At 72.0% G+C, this 6,819-nt stretch carries 7 protein-coding genes and 1 pseudogene; 5 read left to right on the top strand and 3 right to left on the bottom strand.

Going from position 1 to position 6,819, the window contains the following annotated elements:
* Positions 1 to 232 (top strand): annotated as a pseudogene (locus CCN35_RS07890) (saccharopine dehydrogenase); the annotation flags it as partial.
* Positions 233 to 372: 140 nt separating this feature from the next.
* On the opposite strand, the gene CCN35_RS07885 reads toward CCN35_RS07890, so the two are convergent.
* The 3 genes from CCN35_RS07885 to CCN35_RS07875 all read right to left on the bottom strand — a co-directional run bounded on the left by CCN35_RS07885 (position 373) and on the right by CCN35_RS07875 (position 1,938).
* On the bottom strand, positions 373 to 660 hold the full coding sequence (locus CCN35_RS07885; protein WP_245863061.1) for a hypothetical protein: 288 nt from the start codon (positions 658 to 660) through the stop codon (positions 373 to 375).
* 194 nt (positions 661 to 854) lie between these two features.
* Positions 855 to 1,565 (bottom strand): endonuclease V, encoded by a 711-nt coding sequence (locus CCN35_RS07880; RefSeq protein WP_067396897.1) that lies wholly within the window; start codon positions 1,563 to 1,565, stop codon positions 855 to 857.
* 46 nt (positions 1,566 to 1,611) lie between these two features.
* The gene (locus CCN35_RS07875) at positions 1,612 to 1,938 is read right to left on the bottom strand and encodes a plasmid stabilization protein (RefSeq protein ID WP_067396900.1); all 327 of its coding nucleotides are present in this window, start codon (positions 1,936 to 1,938) and stop codon (positions 1,612 to 1,614) included.
* Between the two features lie 249 nt (positions 1,939 to 2,187).
* On the opposite strand from CCN35_RS07875, the gene ssgD reads away from it, so the two are divergent.
* The 4 genes from ssgD (at position 2,188) to CCN35_RS07855 (ending at position 6,814) form a co-directional block, all read left to right on the top strand.
* A complete protein-coding gene (gene ssgD / locus CCN35_RS07870; RefSeq protein ID WP_086791965.1) occupies positions 2,188 to 2,604 on the top strand; it encodes a spore wall synthesis regulator SsgD in 417 nt (138 codons plus the stop codon).
* Positions 2,605 to 3,102: 498 nt separating this feature from the next.
* Positions 3,103 to 4,755: an ABC-F family ATP-binding cassette domain-containing protein gene (locus CCN35_RS07865; protein WP_067396905.1), complete on the top strand. Its 1,653-nt coding sequence runs from the start codon at positions 3,103 to 3,105 to the stop codon at positions 4,753 to 4,755.
* A 67-nt stretch (positions 4,756 to 4,822) separates the two neighbouring features.
* On the top strand, positions 4,823 to 5,599 hold the full coding sequence (ddaH, locus tag CCN35_RS07860; RefSeq protein WP_067396906.1) for a dimethylargininase: 777 nt from the start codon (positions 4,823 to 4,825) through the stop codon (positions 5,597 to 5,599).
* Positions 5,600 to 5,839: 240 nt separating this feature from the next.
* Entirely contained in the window at positions 5,840 to 6,814 is a 975-nt protein-coding gene (locus CCN35_RS07855) for an acyl-ACP desaturase (RefSeq protein WP_086791963.1), read from the top strand.
* Positions 6,815 to 6,819: the final 5 nt, after the last annotated feature.

Here is a 6,819-nt window from a genome sequence, read left to right as displayed (position 1 = left end):
CGTGCGGTTCGTGGGCGAGGGCGGCGGGCGGCGGGTGCTGACCGAGGTCGCGGGCGGCGACCCCGGGTACGGCGAGACGGCGAAGATGTTCGCCGAGTCGGCCCTGTCCCTCGCCCTGGACGACCTCCCGCCGACGGCCGGCCAGGTCACCACGGCCGTGGCCATGGGCGACGCCCTCATCGCCCGCCTGCGCCGGGCGGGCCTCACTTTCCGTACGGCGGCGGCCATGTGACCCGGACTCGGTCTCTCCGCGGTCGTGCGAACCGGGCTCGGTCTCTCAGGTGCGGCTCTCCGGCCCGGTCCCTTCGGTCCCGCTTCCGGTTCAGCTCTCCGGCCCGGCNNCGAGCTCACGATGCCGGGCCGCGGCCTGCTTCACCCGGGCGGGGCCGACGGCCGCTCCGGGCACGCCCCCCCCGGACGCCCGACCCGCTCCGCGAGGCGCAGACGCTCGCGCCGGGCGTGCTCCCGGCAGGCGGGGCAGGTGACCTTCTGCGGGTGCGGCGAGGTCATCGCACAGGGCACGCGCTCTCCGCATCCGGTGGGGACGGGGCTCGGCAGGTCGCCCGCCGGACCGAACGCGAAGGCCGGCACATTGCGGACGACCGCGTCGTCGCGGCCCGTCCTCGCCGTGACGTGGAGGTGCGGATCGCTCTCCCCCACGGGTCCTCCTCATCCTGCCCATCCGGCCGGCCGGTGGGCCGCCGGCCGCGCGGACGCAGCCTCCCCCGGCACGGCCTGCCGGAGCGATCGCCGGTTTCCCCGGCGCCGCGGGCCCCGGCCACGGCCCAAAGGGAAACAGTCCAAAGGGAAGCAGTCCAAAGGGAAACGGCCCGAAGGGAAGCGATGCCCGGTCCTCAGCGGCCGTCCCGGGCGGCCCGTGCCGTCGCCTCGCGCAGTGCGCGGCGGCACAGGGCGTCCGCCCGGCGGGTCGTCTCCGGCAGACGGTAGGCGGGGGTGAGGGCGAGGGTGTGGGCGCAGGCGTCGGCCAGGGTCACCCGGTGGCCGACGGAGATGAAGACCGGTTTGACGCCGTCCTGGGTGCGCAGGGCCCGGCCGACCTCCTCCCGGCCGTCCAGGAGCGGGGAGGAGCTGCCACGCGGGATGTCCGGGTCGTCGTAGGTGAAGGTGAAGGGGTTCTTCGCGACGCCGATCGTCGGCAGTCCGGTCAGCACGCCCAGATGACTGGCCAGACCGAAGCGGCGCGGATGGGCCAGGCCGTAGCCGTCGCAGACCACCGTGCCGGGCGGGCAGGGCAGGGCGCCCAGCGCGGCCAGCACGGTGGGGATCTCGCGGAAGGCCAGAAGGCCCGGGACGTACGGGAAGGAGATTCGCCCGACGGCCGTGGCCTCGGCGACGACGCGCAGGGTGGCCGCGTCCAGGACGACAGCCGCTGCCGCCACGACGTCCCGATCATCGTCGTAGGCGACATCGACGCCCGTGACGTGTCCCGTCCCGGGCGGTGGTCCTGGCTCGTCCAGCACCACCTTCCCGCGCAACTCGTCCTGAATGGCGCGGGCCTGCTCCTCGGTGGTGGGCCACCCGGCGGGAATGTCCACGGTCGTCATGACGAGGACGAGCGTACGCCCCGGGTGCCAAGGACGGCAGGACGGGTCAGCCCATGCCCAGTGCCTGCCGCAGCTGCTGCTTGTTCATGTCCGAGCGGCCGTGGATGTTGCGCCGCCTGGCCTCCTGGTAGAGCTGGTCGTAGGTGGGTCCCCCGGAGCCCCGGCCCGAGCGCTGTCCGCCCCGCCTGGCCGAGGACATGTCCTGGGTCGAGGAAGGACTGGCGGTCCTGGACTCTCCGGAGCGGGCACGCTCCTTGTTCACCGTGCGCGCGGCGATCCCGGCGGCACGTTCGGCGCTCTCCCCCCGGTGGTGTGCGCCCTCTTTTATGTGCGCGTACTGACGCTCGCGTTTGGAGCTGGAACCGCTTGGCATGCCGTTCACTTCCTCTCTGTGCAAGGAACGGATACCTGCATTCTTCATCTGTTCGACACAACGGGCGAAATGAGGTCGTCCAGTCGAGCGACCCGATCGGCGTGTCACTTGTGCACATGAACGCAGTGACGGAGGTCACTCGTCCCGCATGCGTACGGAGCAGCCGGTTCCGCCGTCTCCTTCAGTACCCGGTCCAGTACCCGGCCGTCCGGCCGTCACCGTCCAGCCGTCACAAGGGAGCAAGGCGTTTTGTCCACCGTCATCGAGCAGACCGTGCAGGCGCGTCTGGTCGCCGCCGCACCGCGGCTGCACACCGTCCCCGTCACGCTGCACTACGACCGGCGCGACCCGTTCGCCGTCCGCATGACCTTCCCGGCCCCCGCCACCCTCGAAGGGGTGGAGGTCTGCTGGACCTTCGCCCGTGACCTGCTCGCGGCCGGTCTGAAGGGGTCCGAGGGGCAGGGCGACGTACGGGTGCGGCCGTACGGCTACGACCGCATCGCCCTGGAGTTCCACTCCCCGGAGGGCACCGCCGTGGTGCATGTGCCCAGCGGCCAGATACGGCGCTTCCTCGAGGCCACGGACGAACTGGTGCCCGCCGGCCTGGAGCATCTGCAGCTCGATCTGGACCACGAGCTGGCGGAGTTGATGCGCGACGCCGGCTGACCGCTCCCCGCTCCCCGGACGGACGAGGACGGCCTCGCCGCCGTCGACTGCCGCCGCCGGCGAGCGGCCCGCGCCGGCGGCGGCAGCGGGAGCGAGCCGTCGGGCACGGGCCCCTGCGCCCGGCGGGATCCAGGTCCGCGCCCGGGCCCGGGCCCACGCCGGCCTCGGGCCCGTCCTTAAATCCGTTGACAGTGCGCCCGGCCCTTCCTACTGTGTGCAGCGGTCCTGTTGCCGCCGAGAGGAGAAGGCCGTTGCACGCCTGAGGTCCTGAGACACCGCGTCACACCGGTCAGGTGTGTGCGTCGTGCGCGACCTCGGCGTCCGAGCCGTTTCCGGAGTCCGGCCAGGGCTTTTTCCGTGCCCGGTTTTCATACCTGGCTTCCGTGCCCGGTTTTCGTGCCCGGCGGACTCCCGCCTTCGACTTACCGCCTTCGACATGGTCGTCCCGCGGTGTCTCCCGCGTATGCCCCTGACCGCACTCGCATCCGCAAGGCGCCCATGTCTTTCACGTCTTCCACGTCTTCCACGTCTTCCTCCATCACCTGCACCTCCCTCTCCTTCGCCTGGCCCGACGGCAGCTCCGTCCTCTCGGGGCTGGACGCCGCCTTCGGTCCCGGCCGGACCGGGCTCGTCGGGGTCAACGGCGCGGGAAAGTCCACCCTGTTGAAGCTGATCGCGGGTGAACTCGCCCCGACCCGGGGCACGATCCACGTCACCGGCGAGATCGGCTACCTCCCTCAGAACATCACGCTGGACACCGCGCTCCGCATCGACGAGGCGCTCGGCATCGCCGACCGGCGGGCCGCACTGCGCGCCATCGAGGCCGGCGACGTGTCGGAGGAGCACTTCGAGACCGTCGGCGACGACTGGGACGTGGAGGAGCGCGCCCTGGCCACCCTCGGCGACCTCGGACTCGGTCACATCGGCCTGGACCGCACCGTCGGAGAGATGTCCGGCGGCGAGGCGGTGCTGCTGCGCCTGGCCGCACTGCTGCTGCGCCGTCCGGACGTCCTGCTGCTGGACGAGCCGACCAACAACCTCGACCTGTACGCGCGCCGGCGGCTGTACGAGACCGTCTCCGCCTGGCCGGGCGTGCTGGTCGTGGTCAGCCACGACCGCGAACTGCTGGAGCTGGTCGACCGGATCGCGGATCTGCACTCCGGTGGGATCACCTGGTACGGCGGCAACTTCACGGCGTACGAGAAGGCCCTCGCCGTGGAGCAGGAGGCCGCCGAGCGGACGGTGCGCGCCGCCGAGGCCGATGTGCGCCGGCAGAAGCGCGAACTGGTCGAGGCCCAGCTCAAGCTGGCCCGCCGCAGGCGGTACGCCCAGAAGATGCGGGACAACAAACGCGACTCGAAGATCGCCATGGCCGCCCGCAAGCGGTCGGCGCAGGAGTCGGCGGGCAAGCAGCGCATCCTGCACGAGCGGCGGCTCGCCGAGGCCAGGGAACGGCTCGACGAGGCGGTGAAGGCGGTACGGGACGACGACGAGATCCGCGTCGACCTGCCGCGCACGGCCGTACCGCCGGGGCGGAACGTGCTCACCCTGCGGGACCTCCGTCTGGCGCACGGCGCGCGCCTGGACGGCTTCCTCCAGCTGCGCGGCCCGGAGCGCGTCGCACTGACCGGGCGCAACGGCGCCGGCAAGACGACGCTGCTGCGCACCATCGCCGGGGAGCTGCCGCCGGTGTCGGGCGAGGCGGTGGCGCACGTCCCCCTGCGGTTCCTGCCGCAGCGCCTCGACGTCCTCGACGACGAGCTGACCGTCGTCGAGAACGTGGCCCGTCTCGCCCCGGGCGTCACGCACCACCGGATCCGGGCCGGGCTGGCCCGCTTCCTGTTCCGCGGCGCCCGCGCCGACCGGCGGGCGGCGACGCTGTCCGGCGGCGAACGCTTCCGGGCGGCGCTGGCCGCGCTGCTGCTGGCCGAGCCCGCACCGCAGCTGCTGATGCTCGACGAGCCCACGAACAACCTGGACCTGGCGAGCGTGCGGCAGCTGACGACCGCCCTGGAGTCCTACCGGGGCGCGCTGATCGTGGCCAGTCACGACCTGCCGTTCCTCGAGTCCCTCGGGATCACGCGCCGGCTGCTGCTGGAGGAGGGAGAGCTGCGGGAGGCGCCCTCGATTTTTGCCCCGTCCGGCGATTGACGCATCATGGCGGACCGGAGCGACCACACCCGCGCCAGGAGAACCACCCGCGATCGAAAGGCCCCTCGTGCCCAGCAAGAAGGCCCTCGTCCGTCGCCCCGGCCCGCGCCTCGCCGAAGGGCTGGTGACGCACATCGAGCGGGAGAAGGTGGACGTCGACCTCGCGCTGCGGCAGTGGGAGGCGTACGTGGCGGCGCTGCGCTCCCACGGCTGGGAGACCATCGAGGTCGAGCCGGCCGACGACTGCCCCGACGCGGTGTTCGTCGAGGACACGGTCGTGGTGTACAGGAACGTCGCTCTGATCACCCGGCCCGGCGCCGAGTCCCGGCGGGGGGAGACCGCCGGGGTCGAGGAGGCCGTGGCGCGCCTGGGCTGCTCGGTGAACTGGATCTGGGAGCCGGGCACGCTGGACGGCGGCGATGTGCTGAAGATCGGCGACACCCTCTACGTCGGCCGCAGCGGGCGCACCAACGCGGCCGGGGTGCGGCAGCTGCGGGCCGTGTTCGAGCCGCTCGGGGCGCGGATCGTGACCGTGCCGGTGACCAAGGTGCTGCATCTGAAGTCGGCGGTGACGGCGCTGCCCGACGGCACGGTCATCGGGCACATCCCGAAGATGGACATGCCGTCGCTGTATCCGCGTTTCCTGCCGGTGCCCGAGGCGTCCGGCGGGCATGTGGTGCTGCTCGGCGGCGAGAAGCTGCTGATGGCGGCGAGCGCGCCGAAGACGGCGGAGCTGCTGGCCGACCTCGGCTTCGAGCCGGTGGTGGTGGACATCAGCGAGTTCGAGAAGCTCGAGGGGTGTGTGACCTGCCTCTCGGTGCGGCTGCGGGAGCTGTACGCCTGAGGGCGTGACCTAACGCCCGCCCGGCCCCGGGATCCGCGGATCCCGGGGCCTGCCGCGTGTCCGCCGGTTCCCGGGCCTCACCGGTTCGGCCGACGTCCTTTACGGCGGCCTTAACCTACGATGCCGTAACCTACGGATTCGTAGCCTACGATCCCGTAGGTTCCTGGCTCCGGCACCGCGCGCCGGCTCGTTCCGTCGCCGTGCCCGCAGCCGGCCTCTCCTCCTCCCCCTGGAGTTCCCGTGACGCTTTCCTCCCCTCACCTCGGCAGCCCGTCCGCATGGACCGACACGCGGCTGTTGTACGCGCTGGAGGAGGTGGTCGAGAAGGAACTCGACCGGCATCTGAGGGTCGCCAAGGACTGGATGCCGCACGAGTACGTGCCCTGGAGCGACGGCCGCAACTTCCCGGGCCTGTTCGAGGACGGCGAGGCCTGGGACGAGGGACAGTCCAAGGTCACGGAGATCGGCCGGACCGCCCTGGTCGTCAATCTGCTGACCGAGGACAACCTGCCCAGCTACCACCACGAGATCGCCACGCTGTTCGGCCGCGACGGCGCCTGGGGCACCTGGGTGCACCGCTGGACGGCCGAGGAGGGCCGGCACAGCATCGTGATGCGCGACTATCTGCTCACCTCGCGCGCGGTCGACCCGGAGCGGCTGGAGCGGTTCCGGATGGCGCACATGAGCGAGGGCTTCGTCTCCGACAACCGGCACTCGATGCTGCACTCGGTCGCCTACGTCGCCTTCCAGGAGCTGGCCACCCGCATCTCGCACCGCAACGCCGGGTTCCAGTCCGGCGACCCGGTCTGCGACCGCATGCTGGCGCGCATCGCGACCGACGAGAACCTGCACATGGTCTTCTACCGCAACCTGCTCAAGGCGGCCTTCGAGCTCGCTCCCGACCTCACCATGCAGGCGGTGCGGGACGTCGTGGTGAACTTCCGCATGCCGGGCCACGGCATCCCGGGCTTCGAGCGGGCGGCGGCGCAGATGGCCCTCGGCGGGATCTACAACCTGCGCATCCACCACGACGACGTGCTCCAGCCGGTGCTGCGCTTCTTGAAGGTCATGCGGATCGACGGGCTCGGTCCCGAGGGCCGGCGGGCGCAGGAGGAGCTGGGCCTGTTCCTGGAGGGCCTGGAGGCGCAGGCGGCGAAGTTCGACGAGAGGCTGGCGGCGCGCAGGGCACGGCTGGCGGCGCGGACCGGGACCTGACCGGC

Source organism: Streptomyces thermovulgaris (assembly GCF_002155915.1).
In the GTDB taxonomy this organism is placed as follows: Bacteria; Actinomycetota; Actinomycetes; order Streptomycetales; family Streptomycetaceae; genus Streptomyces; species Streptomyces thermovulgaris.
The sequence above is the reverse complement of the archived record's forward strand: the minus strand, read 5'-3'. Positions and strand labels throughout refer to the sequence as shown.

Bases quoted from the DNA above. Each gene is read 5' to 3' on its own strand.
- CCN35_RS07875 (WP_067396900.1), bottom strand. From the start codon at position 1,938: ATGCCAAGCGGTTCCAGCTCCAAACGCGAGCGTCAGTACGCGCACATA.
- CCN35_RS07865 (WP_067396905.1), top strand. From the start codon at position 3,103: ATGTCTTTCACGTCTTCCACGTCTTCCACGTCTTCCTCCATCACCTGC.
- CCN35_RS07880 (WP_067396897.1), bottom strand. From the start codon at position 1,565: ATGACGACCGTGGACATTCCCGCCGGGTGGCCCACCACCGAGGAGCAG.